This window comes from Thalassolituus sp. UBA2009 (genome assembly GCF_002335285.1).
Lineage (GTDB): Bacteria > Pseudomonadota > Gammaproteobacteria > Pseudomonadales > Oceanobacteraceae > Venatoribacter > Venatoribacter alkanivorans.
The window spans coordinates 23,455-39,050 of sequence record NZ_DDCJ01000061.1 but is presented as its reverse complement, the minus strand read 5'-3'; the positions used below and the strand labels follow the sequence as shown (position 1 = coordinate 39,050).

General features: G+C 50.9%; 13 protein-coding genes and 1 pseudogene. 5 read left to right on the top strand and 9 right to left on the bottom strand.

Annotated features, from left to right (window positions below):
- Positions 1-177: 177 nt before the first annotated feature.
- The 3 genes and pseudogenes from B3P58_RS20845 to B3P58_RS07040 form a co-directional block, all read right to left on the bottom strand.
- Positions 178-285: pseudogene (locus tag B3P58_RS20845) on the bottom strand (hypothetical protein); the annotation flags it as partial.
- A gap of 354 nt (positions 286-639) precedes the next feature.
- Positions 640-1,431, bottom strand: a complete 792-nt coding sequence (locus tag B3P58_RS07045; RefSeq protein WP_286716635.1) for a CPBP family intramembrane glutamic endopeptidase — start codon at positions 1,429-1,431, stop codon at positions 640-642.
- Between the two features lie 697 nt (positions 1,432-2,128).
- Entirely contained in the window at positions 2,129-3,133 is a 1,005-nt protein-coding gene (locus B3P58_RS07040; protein WP_145469633.1) for an AraC family transcriptional regulator, read from the bottom strand.
- 263 nt (positions 3,134-3,396) lie between these two features.
- Here B3P58_RS07040 and B3P58_RS07035 point away from each other — a divergent pair, with 263 nt between their 5' ends.
- Positions 3,397-5,058 carry an AMP-binding protein gene (locus tag B3P58_RS07035; protein WP_145469632.1) on the top strand — a complete coding sequence of 554 codons (1,662 nt, stop codon included), beginning with the start codon at positions 3,397-3,399 and terminating at the stop codon, positions 5,056-5,058.
- Positions 5,059-5,181: 123 nt separating this feature from the next.
- On the opposite strand, the gene B3P58_RS07030 is transcribed toward B3P58_RS07035, so the two are convergent.
- Positions 5,182-5,613, bottom strand: a complete 432-nt coding sequence (locus B3P58_RS07030) for a thiol-disulfide oxidoreductase DCC family protein (protein WP_286716633.1) — start codon at positions 5,611-5,613, stop codon at positions 5,182-5,184.
- Between the two features lie 182 nt (positions 5,614-5,795).
- On the opposite strand from B3P58_RS07030, the gene B3P58_RS07025 reads away from it, so the two are divergent.
- Positions 5,796-6,602 (top strand): glycoside hydrolase family 75 protein, encoded by an 807-nt coding sequence (locus B3P58_RS07025; protein ID WP_286716632.1) that lies wholly within the window; start codon positions 5,796-5,798, stop codon positions 6,600-6,602.
- Positions 6,603-6,634: 32 nt separating this feature from the next.
- Here B3P58_RS07025 and B3P58_RS07020 read toward each other — a convergent pair whose 3' ends face one another.
- Positions 6,635-7,987 carry an MFS transporter gene (locus B3P58_RS07020; RefSeq protein WP_286716631.1) on the bottom strand — a complete coding sequence of 451 codons (1,353 nt, stop codon included), beginning with the start codon at positions 7,985-7,987 and terminating at the stop codon, positions 6,635-6,637.
- 68 nt (positions 7,988-8,055) lie between these two features.
- On the opposite strand from B3P58_RS07020, the gene soxR reads away from it, so the two are divergent.
- The gene (gene soxR, locus B3P58_RS07015) at positions 8,056-8,493 is read left to right on the top strand and encodes a redox-sensitive transcriptional activator SoxR (protein ID WP_286716629.1); all 438 of its coding nucleotides are present in this window, start codon (positions 8,056-8,058) and stop codon (positions 8,491-8,493) included.
- Between the two features lie 111 nt (positions 8,494-8,604).
- Here soxR and B3P58_RS07010 read toward each other — a convergent pair whose 3' ends face one another.
- The 3 genes from B3P58_RS07010 to B3P58_RS07000 all read right to left on the bottom strand — a co-directional run bounded on the left by B3P58_RS07010 (position 8,605) and on the right by B3P58_RS07000 (position 11,849).
- On the bottom strand, positions 8,605-9,534 hold the full coding sequence (locus B3P58_RS07010; protein WP_145469628.1) for a hypothetical protein: 930 nt from the start codon (positions 9,532-9,534) through the stop codon (positions 8,605-8,607).
- Between the two features lie 220 nt (positions 9,535-9,754).
- Positions 9,755-10,708, bottom strand: a complete 954-nt coding sequence (locus B3P58_RS07005) for a hypothetical protein (protein WP_286716628.1) — start codon at positions 10,706-10,708, stop codon at positions 9,755-9,757.
- A gap of 1 nt (position 10,709) precedes the next feature.
- Entirely contained in the window at positions 10,710-11,849 is a 1,140-nt protein-coding gene (locus tag B3P58_RS07000; protein WP_286716627.1) for an endonuclease/exonuclease/phosphatase family protein, read from the bottom strand.
- A gap of 185 nt (positions 11,850-12,034) precedes the next feature.
- Here B3P58_RS07000 and B3P58_RS06995 point away from each other — a divergent pair, with 185 nt between their 5' ends.
- Positions 12,035-12,628, top strand: coding sequence for a hypothetical protein (locus B3P58_RS06995; RefSeq protein WP_286716626.1), 594 nt, complete (start codon positions 12,035-12,037; stop codon positions 12,626-12,628).
- A 32-nt stretch (positions 12,629-12,660) separates the two neighbouring features.
- Entirely contained in the window at positions 12,661-14,193 is a 1,533-nt protein-coding gene (locus B3P58_RS06990) for a DNA recombination protein RmuC (protein ID WP_286716625.1), read from the top strand.
- Between the two features lie 64 nt (positions 14,194-14,257).
- Here the strand turns inward: B3P58_RS06990 and B3P58_RS06985 are convergent, their stop codons facing one another.
- The gene (locus tag B3P58_RS06985; protein ID WP_225692282.1) at positions 14,258-15,442 is read right to left on the bottom strand and encodes a hypothetical protein; all 1,185 of its coding nucleotides are present in this window, start codon (positions 15,440-15,442) and stop codon (positions 14,258-14,260) included.
- Positions 15,443-15,596: the final 154 nt, after the last annotated feature.

Genomic DNA, 15,596 nt, shown 5'->3' with positions numbered 1-15,596 from the left:
CATTATCAAAACGGGAAACTCTCTTCTTTTCAATCAGAAGTGTCAGATCAGGTCTGAACTAATTCCACTGAGTTTTTTAAAAGCGGGGATGATTACACCTCGCCAGTTTGACTTTGGTTTCCGTTTTGTCTGAGCAAGATCAGGGTGATCTTTTCTTTGCTTGTTATGTATTGAAGATTACTCATAGATAGTTGCGGCCTGGATTGCATCCGCGAATATCTGCCAACTCGGAAGCTCTGAATTCGTGTCCATTTTGAGATTTTTATAGAAATGACCTGAACCCTCTAGCCAAGCCGCATGGCTTCAAGGAAGGATACAATAGATACGTTCTCCCACTTGGACGTATCCTCAGTGCAAAGTCTAGCAATAAGAGCGATCAGCTCTTCTTTACTTCCAATTTTTTCATAGTCTATTTCCATGCACTTACTCTGATTGACACATAACGATTAAGCTAACGGGCAGGAAAGCGTAGCTTTTGACCGTCCAACGAACGAAGTTAGTGGTAGTTGAACGCGCTGTTGTACGCTTACACAAATTCATGCTCTTTCATTCCTGTGCAGCTATCGCGGCTGAAAGTCACTTCCACAGATCTCGGCTTTATCGCGGATAGGAGAAATTACAGGACCGGTTAGGCATTTATTAGAATCTACCTATCCCTGTTAAGGATAGCTTTATACCGTATATTCTGGCGACTAATAAGATACCTAAGGCAGAAATTATTAGTGATAAAAAGTTTACGCCAATGCCATTAAAATCACCTTGTGGCCAATAAATGAAAGCTAAATATGCAATTGCATTGTTTAAAGAGTGTGCAAATATACAAGGCCACAAGGAACGTGTAACGTAGTAAAGCCAACCGACATAACATCCTAAAAGAAAAGCCGTCGGCATTTGATATATATTAAAATGTACTACAGAAAATAATATTGATGAGTAAAGTATTGATCTGGTAGGACTGTAATGCCCTAGAAAACCTCTTAGGAACATACCTCTAAAAAGCATTTCTTCGAGGAATGGAGCGATTACACAAATTGATATTATAGTTACCACTCCTCCTGATAGCATATTATTTAATGAATCAATGCTTTGTTTGTTTTCCGGTAAAAAGTTAGTTACAAACATAACTAGATCATTAAGCCATAAGGAGGAGGGAATTATCGTTAATGAAACAGGTATAAACAAAAAGCTTAAGGTGCTAAATATAGAATTGCTGGATAAGTGGAAAATATCTTTATAAGTTGAATTTGTTACTTTCATTAATATGGAAATTAAAAAGCCGGTTGAGATTACAGAAATCACAGAGTTTTTCGGATCGCCATTGATAATGGAAGCACCGGAATCAATGAAGCTAATTACCACTAGAAACTGGAGGGCAAATAGTAAAACTAAAGCTGCACAGGCTTCGTAAATATTCAGAGTTTTCTGGTTCATTTCGGTCCTTGATTTGAAGAATTATTACCTAACAATGTATTAGTGTGCGTGCGCATTTATCCTGAGCGACTCTTTCGAGAAACTCCGCATAACTCATTGAGCAAGCTGAGAAATCTTCCATAACTCAAAAACCCCTTCAAGAAAAACGCGAACGCCTGTTAATTCAGGTTCAGAAGGCAGCTGTATTAACTAGCCAGATTACAAACCATGTTTGCAAACTGTTGATTCATTTGACGTTTAAGTTACTACCCTCTGACAAAGCGAGCAAGCACGAATGTAAAGCATGCCTGATTTGCGTATAACTCGGAAATATACTGTATATAGTTCCACCGTTTCTTTACATACGAAGCTTTGTGGGTAAATTGCAGATACCTACAAAGTCACTATTCAGCGGTCTTCTGTTCAGGCCTTTTGGTGGGCAGTGCCCACTCTACATATGAGAGTGAATGTAGAGCTGTTTCCGTCGCGGATAAGATCCGCTCCCACAGTGCGATGTTTGGTGTTATATCGGGCGTGCGTCTGGATGAACAGCACCAGACAGGCGCAAGAGAGGATCGGAAGGAGATACCTCTCCTTGCATGGGGCGCAGCGCCGATTGTGTACTCCTGCACAATCGGCATTCCGCCATGCATGGCGGTCAGGCAGCCCCGCATTGGCTTTTATTCAATAACAAAAGCTACCTCGCGCAGCGGCTCCTTTATTGATCCTGCTGCCGGTACGCCAACGGGCTCACCCCGGTCCAGCCTTTAAACGCGCGTGAAAACGCTCCCGGTTCGGCAAAACCAAGCTGGCTGGATATTTCAGCAATACTGAGGTTTTGCCGGGTCAGCATTACCACGGCCTGATCGCGGCGCAGGTTATCTTTAATTTTCTGATAGGCGCTGCCTTCGGCTTTTAATTTGCGGCACAGGGTGTAGGAGGTCATGTGCAATTGCTCGGCCACCCAGTCGAGGTTCGGCAGACTACTTGTATCGCCTGCTTCAAGCAGGCGGCGCACCTGGGTGGTGATGCTGTCGTCTTCATCGGTCCAGACAATCAGGTCACGTGGTGAATTATTAATAAATTCATCCAGCTCGGCGGGTGTGCGCACCACCGGCATAGAAAGCAGGTTTTTACTGAAAAACAGGCTGTTGCGCTCGCGGCCAAAAAAACAGCGGGTAGGAAATACAAAACGGTATTCATCAAAATGCGGCGGCAGGGCGTGTGTGAACGTGGCCTGGCTGAGCACAATTTTACGGTCAATCAGCCAGCCGGTCAGGCGGTGCCAGACCAGTAATAACCATTCGACCAAAAAAGCATCGGGGTCGAGCTGCGGATTATGATGAGTCAGGCTCAGTTCGGCATCATCGCCATCGAGGTTCAGGCTGATTTCTATTTCGTTGGTAAATAAACGGTAACAGCGGATGCTTTCGCGCAGCACTTCTTCGAGATTATTAGCATGTACCGCCAGTGACCCCATAAGATGAAAATGACCGACCTTGCAGGGGTTGATAGTGCGGCCCATAAACTCGTCATCCAGCGCTTTCCAGATCAGGCGGAACAGACGCACAAACTGGTCGGTAGGAATACGCGCCAGTGGCTCGCGGATCAGGTTGGGGTCAATATTCTTCGCCTGCAGCAGGGCCGAGCAATCGCCTTTTTTCTGTTCCAGTCCGTAGAGTGCAGCGCGGGCATAATGTGAAGAGAAGGTCAGATTTTGCATAGCGATATCGGCTGTCCTGCGTTGTTTTTACCAGTGTCTGGCCCGGGTGTCTGGACTGAGCGGCTGGCCTGGCATCAGCGCTCTGGCTGTGCGCAAAAGTTGTTAAGTTATCTGCTTAATCCTGTCATTCTGTTTGTCGCCTGCCTTGTCTTAGCATGGGTGAATCGCATGTCAGGGCCTGTCGACACTATTTAAACAGGCCCTGATAAACGCCCGCGCAGACAACAATGATGCGCACAACAAGAACAACAGGGTAAAGCACTATGCACACTATGAGCTATGACGCCTTCGTCAGCGGTTTTTCTGTCGATTCTCTCAAACAGCAGTTCTGTGCTGACTTCGACCAAGGTCTTAATGTCTGCACCGAAATCTGCGACCGCCATGCCGGAGATCCAACCCGGGTTGCCCTGCGTTACGAGCGCATTGATGGCTCAACCGGCGAAATTACCTTTGCCGGGCTGCAGCAGCGTGCGGCGCGCTTTGCCGGTTTTCTTAAAGCTCAGGGCATTGGCCCCGGCGACCGTGTGGCTTGTCTGTTGCCACGAACCCCGGAATTACTCATTTGTGTGCTCGGTACTCTGAAAGCCGGTGCAGTATATCAGCCATTGTTTACCGCGTTTGGTTCCGGCGCAATCGAATACCGTCTTGAACAGGCGCAAAGTAAGCTGATTATTACCAATCCGGAACAGTGGCCCAAGCTGGCCGATGTTAAAGGCTTGCCACCCAGCATGCTGGTCGCGGATTCCGCCGATGTTGTGGCGGGTAAGCCGGATTTTCTGTTCGAAGCCGAGCTGGCCAAACAATCAGACAGCTTTGAGCCGGTTTTAATTGGTGCCGATGATCCGATGCTGCAGATGTTTACCTCCGGTACCACCGGCAAAGCCAAAGGTCTGGTGGTTCCGGCGCGGGCATTAATGGCCTTTCATATGTATATGAAATACGCCGTGGGTTTGCGTGCCGACGATAAATTCTGGAACGTTGCCGATCCTGGCTGGGCCTATGGTTTGTATTACGGCATTGTGGCGCCGCTGCAGTTGGGTGCGACCATTCATTTTAACGAAGCCGGATTTACTGCCGACAATACGTTTGAATTTTTACGTAAATACGCCATTACCAATCTGGCGGCGGCGCCAACGGCGTATCGTTTATTAAAAGCCAATGATGATTTATTAAAAAACTATCCGGAGATTAATCTGCGCGTAGCCAGCAGTGCCGGTGAACCGCTGAATCCGGAAATTGTCAGCTGGGCACAGCGCATGCTGAATTGCCGTGTGTGTGATCAGTATGGCCAGACCGAAACCGGTATGACCTCGGCGAATTTCCACGAGTTTGATCATATGCACCGTGATGCCAGCATGGGATATGAGATACCCGGCTATCGTCTGGTTGCGCTTGACCCTTATGGCAAAGAAGTGGCGCCCGGTGAAACCGGCGAGCTGGCGGTGGATATGGATAACTCGCCGCTGTTCTTTTTTCAGGGCTATATGGGCGATGCGAAAAAACCTTATAAAGGTCAGTATTATCTGACCGGCGATGTGGTCGTCAGCAATGGCGATGGTTCACATTCTTACACTGGCCGCGACGACGATATTATTGCCTCTGCCGGTTACCGTATCGGCCCGGCCGAAGTTGAAAGTGCATTGCTCGAACATCCGGCAGTGATTGAAAGCGCGGTCGTGGGTAAACCCGATGCCGAGCGTGGTGCCATTGTTAAAGCCTATGTGGTGTTGCGCCCGGAATATTTCAGCGATGAGGCGCTGGCGAAAGAATTACAGCAGCATGTGCGTAAATGCCTGTCGACCCATTCCTTCCCGCGTGAGATTGAATTTGTTGCTGAACTGCCGAAAACCTCCAGCGGAAAAATTCAGCGTTTTATGTTGCGTAAGCAGGCCGAGGATGAGGCTAAACAGCCTGTTGTGGGTTAAGTGTTCTGAGCCGGGGCTCCGGCTCCCTGCGATGCTGTTAAGTAGCCGCTGCAGCGGCTACTCAGCCAAACCCTGCATTGGCTTTGAATCAATCGCTAAACCCAGTCCGAGCAGCGGCTGCTATTACTTATCCTGCTTCATGTTCTGCTTCTTTTCCGCAATATCACAGCCACTAATCTCACAGGCCTCACACCGCTGCTGGCCGGTCAGCCAGCCGGAAATCCGGTAACGGTTGCGCGCAAACCACAGGTAAACCTGATCGGCGAGCAAGCGGATAACCGGCCAGCGCAGGGGCGCGATCCAATAGCCCTTGCCGACCAGTTGCCAGGCGCGGTGAGTAACATCAAGGCCGCGCAGCCATTCACCGTTGTCCTGCACGGCCAGCAAGATGCGGCTGGCTTCTGCTTTATTAACCTGCGGCCAGTGTTCGCTGAAGTCCTCACTTTGGATATCGACCAGTTGCATATTCTGCGCACGATCTAGCTGGGTCAGGTGACGCATTTCGCGTACACAAAGCGGGCAGTGGCCATCGTAAAACAGAGTGAGTTTGGGCATCGGGTTCTCCGTTCTTCAGGGCTTAAGTTGAATCGATGTTAATGGAAAAGGGCTGTGGCTTCTGCTGTGTTTTGTCAGTAACAACCTGTACATATATGCGCCTGATGCCGCCTGCGGGTGTTTTTAATCGATGTGTCCGATACACTCAACGCTCTCTGTGCTGTCAGGACGATAGAATCACTATGAAAGGAATGGCTCTTCTTATTATGCTGCCGCTGTGGGTATCGCAGGTGATGGCCGAATCCGGCTGTGTTTTCACGGCGTGGGATCAGTTCCAGGGTACGGCATTGTTGCATCACAGTGAGCAGAACGCTTATCTGTTTACCAGTAATGAGATCAGGGTTGATGCCGATGGTGCGCCCAATGCCTATCACCCGGATGATGTCAGCCTGCACTGTACGCAGGGCGAAGGCTTTAAAGGACTGGATTGTCCGGCTAATGGGGGTTATCCAAAATACAGCTGGTGGCGTTCGGCCATTGTCGCCGACCCGGATAATCCGGCGCAGGCTTATGTGCAGCCAGAAGGCACTTTTAAAGGCTTTTTAGTTTCGCGTACATCCCTGCAGGATGGACAGAAAGCGGTGACCGATCCGCAGCGTTATGTCGACTCCCGCTCGGTGCCGTATCTGGTATTTCCCGGTGATTTTTATAAAAAGAAAGGCACCGGAGCATTAGGCGATTTTGGGTATGCGCTGAATCTGAGTAATGGGAAATCGTCACCTTTTATTATTGCGGATATTGGCTCAGCCAGAGCGACGCTGGGGGAAATGTCGATTGCGCTTGCCAGTGCCCTGGGCGGCGATAGCCCGAATCCAAGAACTGGTGCCGGTACGCCTTCCGGCACCGTGGTTTATATGATTTTCCCGCGCAGTAACAAAACACCCGACTGGCCTTTGAGTCAGCAGACTATGAACGATACCGTTAATACTCTGCTGAACAGTGCCGGCGGCGAAGTGATGTTAAAAACCTGTGCTGGAAGCCTGCAATAAAAGCCTGAAGAAGCGGTCAGGCTGTTTATTCTTTACTGTCGCGCCATCAGCAATTGTGGATAACGCACCGGGTTATAACGGCTGCACAGCAGCAAGGCGGCAGCATACATAATGGCCAGAGCCAGCCAGGCGGAGCTGAAATTACCCAGCTGATCGCGCACACTTCCCATTATTAACGGCGTAATTGCTGCGAGGCTGTAGCCGTATCCCTGCACTTTGCTGATTAATGACCCCGCCTGTTGAGCATCCGGGTGATGATCCATAGTAACGATCATAATCATCGGAAATTGTCCGCCAATACCCAGTCCCAGCAGCGTCAGTGGGATAAGCACTATGGGCATTGATGCCAGGGTGAATGCTGCAGAAGGCAACGGCACTGCACCTGTCAGCGGAAAATACGCCAGCCAGATAAAACCACCGATGGATAATATCAGCACGCTGAATAATACCCGGCGGCGGTCGGGGCTGCCTGCAGCCCAGGCCGGAAAGAGTAATCCGGCAATCACTTCCACTGCGGTCAGATAACCCAGCATTAATCCGGATTCTGTGTTGCTGTAGCCAAGGTCAATCAGAAACGGCGGCAACCAGGCCAGTACGCATACATAGCCCGCAGCTGCCATGCTGAAGGTCGCCACTAATGACATAAGCCGGTAACGGTTGAAGCTCTGGGCAGCCGGGCGTGCAGAGAGTATTTCAGCGTCTGTTGCAGACTGTGGTTCAGCGGACGTTGCCGCAGGCTGAATTTGTGTCCGTGCTGTCCAGCGTATCCAGGCCACGAATGCTGCAACCGCCAGCACCGCCCAGAAAGCCAGAGCGGCACGCCAGCTGGCCAGCCACTGCGCCAGAAAAGGAGTAAGCCCTGCGCCTAACGCCGCACCCGCCATAATGGCACTGACATAAAACCCCATAATTCTGGCACTGTCGCTGGCCAGCGACTTAATCACAATCGGCAGTGTTGCCTGAATAACGGCAATACCGGAGCCGGCCAGTAATGCGGTCAGCAGTAATAGTGCGGCATTCAGGCTACCGGCGTCGATCAGACGCAGCAGGTTGGCGAGCAGTAACAAGGCTAAAGCGCCCTGAATTAAGTGCGCCAGGCTGATATGGCGGCGCAGCCATAAGGTAACAAAGCAGCCAATACCCATCGCCAGTACCGGCAGCAGGGTCAGCCAGGCAACACCGCTGAAGCTTAGCCCGGTATCCTGTTGCAGCAGCGTTACAACCGGGCCGATGGCCGCCAGTGCCGGGCGCAGATTCAGGCCGACCAGAACGCAGATAATAATCAGACTGAGCGCTGAGGTTTGTTGTGTTGGTGGTAGTTCCGCGGATGTTGCGGGGGCCGGTATCGGGACAGCCTGAGCCGGGGATATGACGGTCTGTGACATAAATAGTCTTCTCAATAATGAAACCGGCGGTTACCATAAAACCTCAGCTTAACTTGAGGTCAAGCGTTATGCCGCAGCCGGTTGCCGCCGACAAAACTGCATTGAGCGTGGGTGAAATTGCCCGGCGCTGTGATATCCCGGTATCCACCGTGCATTTTTATGAAGCAGAAGGGCTGATCCGCAGCTGGCGTAATAATGGCAATCATCGCCGTTACAGCCGCCATGTATTGCGCCGTATTGCGGTTATTAAGGTGGCGCAGCGCACCGGCATCACCCTGCGCGAAATTAAACAGGCGCTGGCGGTATTACCCGCAGACAGCGCCCCGACTGCCGCACAATGGCAGGCCATGTCACGTCAGTGGCAGGCGTTACTGCAACAAAAAATAGCTGACCTGAATTTATTACAGCAGCAGCTCGACAGCTGCATAGGTTGTGGCTGTTTATCGTTAGCGGATTGCCCGTTGCGTAATCCGGGGGATTGCCGGGCGGAGAGTTTGGATATGTGAGTGCGGGTCTAAGGCCCGGTTCAATTAGTGTTAACAGACCCTGGCAAAGAAAATATCTGTTCATCGCGCTGGTCGTGATGAACAGATATTTTTAAATCTTAATGTGGTTATTTATTCGATTGGCTCCTGGTACCAGGTTTTGAGCATATTAGAGTCCAGAGGATCATCGAATATCGCTGAACTTCCCCAGTTCTGGTTTATCCCCTGAACCTCATAACGATACACTTTCTGCCACCAGGCAATACGGATAGGTGAGCTGTCTGTGCTTCCGGTCAGTTTCTGAGTAATCGTCGTGTGGTTGGTTATTCTTTGGGTATGGGTTGTTTCTTTGGATATTTCCGCACCGATGCTCAGGAAGCTGGCTTCCACGCCCAGACTGGCACTGACCTGCTCAGTAACCGATATTTCATTTTCGACACCAGCACTTACTTCTATCATTCGGTCGATAGGACTTCCTTTAATGGCAGTACCGGAATAAACCAGCTTGTAAAATGCACTCACTTTTAATGTTCTGTATTTACTGTTGTTTAAATCCGGCAGTCGTTTGTGACAGACTAAAACAGGCTGTGAATCCACAAGATTGTCATTGATGCTGGTCGGGGTAGGACAGATAAGATGGCTTTCATCCCAATCCTGTTGCTGGAAATCCAGAACCGGAATCGTTATGGGTTTGTTTACACCATGTTCTTTTTCGGTGGCTGCGTTACTGTAGTTCGGAAAAACCCAGGATTCCTTTCCGGATCTTAAAACAACCACGCAGGGACGGTAAGCATCACTGTGCAGGCAGGAAATGGTGATGCTGGTAGGGGATACCAGATCCTCCACCATTACCGGAATCTCTTTTGCTGCGAACGGATCAGAATGAGGAGACGCAACACTGTTATTATCTTTAAGCCCACGGCAACTTAAAATTTCAAATGATGGGGAGGAAATCATCTTTCCCTTGGAATTCAGGCCGTGGAGGGTGAAGTGTATTCTGTAATCGGTTCCTGAGTCGCCTTTCCCTGCGGTGGTCATTCGAACGTAAAATGCATGTTCCATACGCTGTTCTCTTGGTTTAGCTTCTGCTGAAGCGGAAGAACAAGGGTAGTGGAAAACAGAATAATTATTTTACAGCTGATTTATATTGCAGAAAAAACAGCAATATTTATTAGAACACTTATCCGATGTGCTCAGGGGGAATATCATCCTTGATGATTTAGTACGAGGATGCTCCGGGGTAGCTGATGCAGGCGATGGTGCAACCGTCTCCGGAGCTATATCAGTGCAGCTCCGCTAAGGTTCCGCTTTCTTTTAATTGTCTTTCTTCACGCTTGCGCCAGCGTTCGGCACTGGCTTCACTCAGGTATTGGCGGCGCAGCTGGTAGCGTTGCTGCAGCTTATCGTCAGCATTGGCAGCGTCGCCGGCTTCGTACAGGCTGATCAGGCGGTTAACGTGGTCGATGGCATCGCTGCTCAGGGCGCTTAACGGCTGACCATGCTGGCTGGCAAATTGTTGCTGCTGTTGTTCATACCAGGCCAAACGGTCTTTTAATGGCAGGTTTTTGGCCTGTGTTAAAAAATCCTGAAAGCGTTGATTAAAACGCATGCCATCGCGCTGGGCGCCGAAGACTTCCCGGCTTATATCGGTACCGTAAAGTGCATCCTGTGTGGCCCAGTATTGTTCAAAAAACTGCAGCGGATTATCGAAATCGCTCAATGGTGAGCGTTGCTGGAATTGTTTCAGCGGTTGTGGGTTTTCCCGGCTGAGCGAAATAAAGCGGCTGGCCTGCTCCAGGGTTAAGCCCTGATTTTCTGCCAGAGATAACAGCAACTGCTGTTCACAGAGTTGCTGTATGTCGCTGTCGTCAGCGTTGCGTTCAAAGGCACGGCTGAGTTGTTGTTGGCAGCGTTGCTGCAAACGCTCAAGCCCGGCATTGGGGTCGGCCTGCCATTCGCTTTCGCGCCAGTGCAGGGTATTCAGTGATTGGGTCAGCTGTTGAGCGGCGGCCTGCTGGGCGCCGCGCAGTAAACTCTGGTGCAGGCGTTCACGCAATGAAGCCGGGGCGTCGGCCAGAGTGTGCTCTGGCGCAGCATCAGACTGCGGGTCAGTAACAAGGGATACAGAATCACCGCCGACCTGAGTCAGCGGTGTTCGCCATTGCAGCAACAGCACAGTGAAGCCAGTGGCGAGTGCTGCAAGCAGCACCAGCCGGATAATAGTTAAACGCTGCATATTACGGCTGGCAGAGATCGATTTCGGTCAGGCTGCCGTAATGATCGCTGTGGGTGTAGTAGGCGAGATAACGCTGGCCATCCTGACCGCGCCATTCCGGTGCCCAGACGCTGGTATTGACGCGGGTAACGCCGCAGCCGGTAGCCGGAGCGCCGATGTTCCAGTTGGCTGCATCAAATACCAGGGTGTAATCGAACCAGGCGTAATCGTCGGTTGCCAGACCGTTCGGACCGGTGTCTTCACAGCAGGCATCTTTTGGCCAGTAGGTATATTGCAGGCCATCGCGTACTTCGGTGTTCTGATTACGTACTAATGCCATCTGATCCCACAGGCTGCCCTGGGTGATGTTCTGTACCGCGGCGGGGTTCTGCAGGTCGGTGTTAAAGTCGCCACCGAAAATAACGGCCGCTGGCGGGAATTGTGCGGCGTTGGCGTCGATCTTACCTTTAATCCAGTTAATGGCTTCATTCATCTGGCCACGGCGGGCGTTGTCGTCGCTGCTGTTGCCGCCCAGATGCTGCGCGCTGCCGTAGACAAGGTGGGTGTTGAATACATAAATGTACTGGCCATTTTTTTCGACAATGGCACCGATCACGCCTTTGCCTTTTACGCCATCAATACCACTGGTGGCGTTGTATTTGTGGTAGCCCAGTTTTTTTGCATAACCGTGGCGTGAGAAAATCATCAGTCCCGGACAGTCGTCTTCGATATCACTGCCGTTGCAATAGTTGCTGCCACCGCCGTAGGTGTCTTCAAAACCGCGTGCGGCAAAATCATCCACCGGACCGTCTTCGTACATATCGTCGTAGTCCCAGGCTTCCTGCAGCATAATAACGTCGGCACATTCAGTGACCTTGCCCAGTGACTGTTCCATTTCATCACCGAAGTCGTACACAAAGCCCACATTGTGGAAAATGTTGTAGGTGACGGCGGTAAAGTCGGCGCTGTTATCGCAGGCCGGATTGGTTACCCAGGTGGTGGTGAAGTTGGTGTCGAAGTATTCCAGCTCGGAAACCTCGTTGTACCACTGCAGCGGATGGGTAGAGTAGTGGTTGTTCATGCTCGGGGTGGAGGAGCTGGCCTGAACCTGAGTGGTCAGCACCGGGGTCAGCGCAAGCAGCGCTAAAGCAACGGCCTTCATGGAATTATCCTTTGGTGGTGAGCTGTTTTTATTGTGATGTCGATTCTGCACGATGGAACCAGTTTGGCAATTCACTGGCACGCAATGCCGCAGCAATCAGGCATAATCAGCACAGATTGGCGCGCAGGGTGGCAAATGACGACAGCGCATTTGGCCCGATGGCCTAAGTAACAACAGGACTGAACATGATGTATTCCGATGACAACACGATGAAAGGCCGGTACAGCTGCTGTTACGCAACGAGCCGTATGGGCTTTCTGCTTTTACTGCTGGGTATGCCGGTACAGGCATGGCAGCCTCAGGGGTATGCCGCGCTGGCGCTTGGGCTGAGTGCCCAGAGTATTCCGGAAGAACGCAGTGACGATGGTGAGTCTGACACCCTGCTCACCGATCTGGTGTATGCCAGAGGCGGCATCGAGTGGATTCCGGGTGTCAGCACCGGTCTGGGTTTATGGTTGTGGGGCGATAAAAACATTAACGAGAATGCCGAAAGCCCACAATTCGACGGTATCAGTGCCGGTTGGGATGTTACCCTGCGTTTGCCACTGGCCAATGGCATTGGCCCCTGGGTGCGTTATGGCCGTCATTGCTGGAGTACGGCGGTGAGTGGTGTTCTGGAGCCCTGGTCAGACGATGGCTGCTCTACCATGCGAAGTGCCGGATTTAACTTCCCGCTGCCCAATCAGCATGATGTGGTGTTATTCGCCGAATATTCCACCACCGAATTCAGCGATATTGATGCCGACAGTATTATTGCCGGCGTGCGTGCGCATTTTTAACTGATGTTTATGTCTGCATCTGATGAGGTTTTATGTTTGAGTTTTCGTTAATACAGCTGGCTTTATCGGCGCTGGCGTTATCATCGGCTGCTGCAGCTGCGTCCTGGTTTTATCAGCATGCACAGATGCAGAAAATTCAGCAGCAGCTGGAGCAGGAACAACTGCAGTGGCAGCAGAGCGAGCAGCAGTGGTTGCAGAAAGAACAGCAATATCAGCAGCAGAATACTCAGCTGAGCCAGAGTCTGGATGCGCAGCAACAGAAGCTGGAACAGGTACAGCAGGAATTGCAGCAGCAGAATGTCGCCCAGGCACGCTGGCAGGAGCGCAGCGAAAATCTGCAGCAGCAGGCACAACAGCTGGAACAGCAGCGTCAGGAGCAAAATCTGCAGCAACAGCAATTGCAGCAGCAGTTGAATCAGTTGCAGCAGCAACTGGCCACCGAGCAGGAAGCACGCACACAACAGCAGCGCAGCGCTGAAGAAAAGTTAGCCTTGCTGGAGCAGAATAAAGAACAGCTGCTGAAAGAGTTTGAGCACCTGTCGCATAAAATTTTCGAACAGAAACAGCAGCAGTTCAGCGAGCAAAGCCAGAAAGGTCTGAACTCATTACTGACGCCTTTTAAAGATCAGCTCGAAGGTTTGCGTAAAAAAGTCGACGATGTTTATGTGAATGACGTTAAAGACCGCACCGAGCTGAAAACCCAGATCGAAAATCTGCACAAACTCAATCAGCAGATTACCGCCGAGGCCCACGCATTAACAACCGCATTACGCGGTGAGAAAAAAATGCAGGGTAACTGGGGCGAAATGGTACTGGAAACCGTGCTTGAACGTTCCGGCTTACGCAAAGGGGAAGAATACCAGCGCGAGCAGAGCCATCAGAATGATGAAGGCAAGACCTATCGGCCGGATGTGATTATTAATTTACCGGAAAAGAAACACATCATTGTCGACTCCAAAGTCTCGCTCAATGCCTATACCGATTATGTTAACGCCGAAAGCGATATTGAGCGCGATGCTGCCGCGCGCCGCCATGTGGATGCTATCCGTAATCATATCCGCAGCCTGAGCGATAAAGCCTATCAACAATTACAGGGGCTGCATTCACCGGATTTTGTTTTCCTGTTTATGCCGGTAGAGCCAGCTTTTATGCTGGCATTCCAGCAGGATGAAGCCTTATTTAACGAAGCCTTTGAACGCCGTATTGTGGTGGTCACACCAACCACCTTGCTGGCGACCCTGCGCACGGTGGCCAGTATCTGGGCGGTGGAACGGCGCAGTAAGAGCACCGAAAAACTCGCTGACCAGGCGGCTAAGGTGTATGAAAAACTGGTGATCGTGGTGGAGAAATTCGAGAAGGTCGGCAGCCAGCTTGGCACCGTACAGAAGAGTTACGACGATGCCTGGAACTCAATGAAAAGCGGCCGTGGTAACCTGCTCAGTCAGAGCGAGAAGTTTTTACAGCTGGGCGTGCGGGCGAAAAAAGAACTGTCGCGCGATCTGGCCGAAGAAGCACTGGAACAGGATGGCCAGTTATTACTGGATGAGGTGTCGGAACCGGATTGAGTTTTCTGGCGCCGTAAGCAGGTAAAAAAAGCACCGCAGAGCGGTGCTTTTTTATTCTTTCTTATCAGAAAGCTACGGTAACGTTTACCCGGCCACTGACAGTTAAGCCGCTGGTATCTACCAGGTTCAGCACGTTGTACAGCTCTGTGGTGTCGCCGTCTTGCAGACGAACAAACAGGTTGCTGTAAGTAATGTACATAGCATTGTCAGCGGTGCCGCTGTTATTGCCGTTGAAGTTTACCGGATTGGTAATAAAGTTTGGCTGCAGAGTCAGAGTCAGACCGTCGGCAGACAGAGTAACCGTTACTTCACTGCCCTGGCTGTTGGTATCCAACACCGCTGTCGTGGCGTTGGTCAGTGCAGCGCTGGCAAATGATTCATTCACGATGCTGACCGGACGGCTCAGTTTCAGAGTCAGAGTACCATTGCTGTTAATGGCGTTGTCGTCTTCGTTAGACGCCTGAGCAACGTACAGACCGTCGTTGTTGCCTGGTACGATATCGACCATCGCTACGCGCTGGTGGATAGTGCTGGTACCAATATTCACGTTAACGGCAGTAGGCTGACCCAGTTCAATACCTTTGTAGCTCATTGGCAGAATCTGTACCTGATAACGGCCACCCAGAACCAGAGCGTCGCCGGAGAATACAGCGTTACCTTCAACATCGGTTGTGGCAGTGATTGCACCCTGGAAACCATTGTTAGGGGCAATAACATTAATGCTGTCGGCAGTCAGGGTATTACCATTGGTATTTGGTTGCAGCTGAACGGCTGCCCCTTCAATCTTTTCACCATTGTAGGTAACGGTCACTGTCATATCCGCAGCGCTTACGCCCAGCGGGTACAGATAAAAATTACCCATGCGCCATGCATTTTTATCCTGCAGGTTGTTTGTATCAGCGTTGAAATCAACGGAAGCAATAACCGGCTGGTAACCCGTTGCTGTGGCTTCCATACGGAAAGTCACATTGTTTTCAGTTGAGGTCGGAATATCCTGAATGAAATAGTCACCAGCGTATTCTTTGTTCAGTTTCGCTGTACGGTATTTATCTCCCTGGACCAGCAGCACTTTCAGAGACTCGTTGCTGATTCGTGCACCGGTAACGGCATCAAATACCGTGCCCTGCAGATGGGTGGTAATGTTGTGATAATTCTGCGGAACTGCAGCATCCTGATTTTCATCGCCGCCACAGGCGATCAGGCCAGATGCCAGCACGCTCAGGCCGGCGGTTTTCAGCATTACATTCATGCGATTCTCCATAGTGTTGTAATAACGACAGGGAACCGGGTGGCTGTCAGAGTTCGTCTGAGTGGTTGCCTTTTGGCTTCCCTGTCGGGTCCTTTTAGGACGGCGGCACCTTAAGTAGCGGCCAGACCGGAGTCAAAAGCTGTTCGGTCGCCTT